Origin of the sequence: Saccharothrix sp. NRRL B-16314 (genome assembly GCF_000716595.1) — a bacterium.
GTDB lineage: Bacteria > Actinomycetota > Actinomycetes > Mycobacteriales > Pseudonocardiaceae > Actinosynnema.
Map to the genome: position 1 here is coordinate 1 of NZ_JNXC01000139.1, position 395 is coordinate 395.

The 395-nt window shown below is 77.0% G+C and carries 1 protein-coding gene; it reads right to left on the reverse strand.

Features of this window, described 5'->3' with window-relative positions:
• On the reverse strand, positions 1-186 hold a 186-nt coding region (locus OQ02_RS46535), incomplete at its 3' end, for a hypothetical protein (protein WP_033443785.1).
• Positions 187-395 lie beyond the last annotated feature (209 nt).

Here is a 395-nt window from a genome sequence, read left to right on the forward strand (position 1 = left end):
GCCACGGTCCGCCGCCGCTTCGGCCTGTCCGCCGAGCCCGATCCGGCGCCGCCCTGCGTCCGCTTTACGGCGTGAACAACGCAAGGGCTCTCCGAGCGTCAACCCGACCCGGGCAGCGCCGCCGCCAAGCCGCTCGACAAGGGGAGTGAACTCCTGGACGAGGGCCTCGCGGACGGCCTGGCGCACGGACTCCTCCGACAGCGCCCGGCGCGGTCGCCTCCAGCGTGGTCTCGGCGGCCGGTTCCTCCCCGGCCGTGCCGCCGTCCGGCTCCTGCGTCTCGACCGCGTCGACGCTCTGCGCCCCGGACTCCCGCCCGTCGTCGGCCCCCAGCCCGGATGCGGGCGCCGGCACCGAGGGGGAGACGGCGGCGGGGTCTTCGTGGCCGGGCACTGAC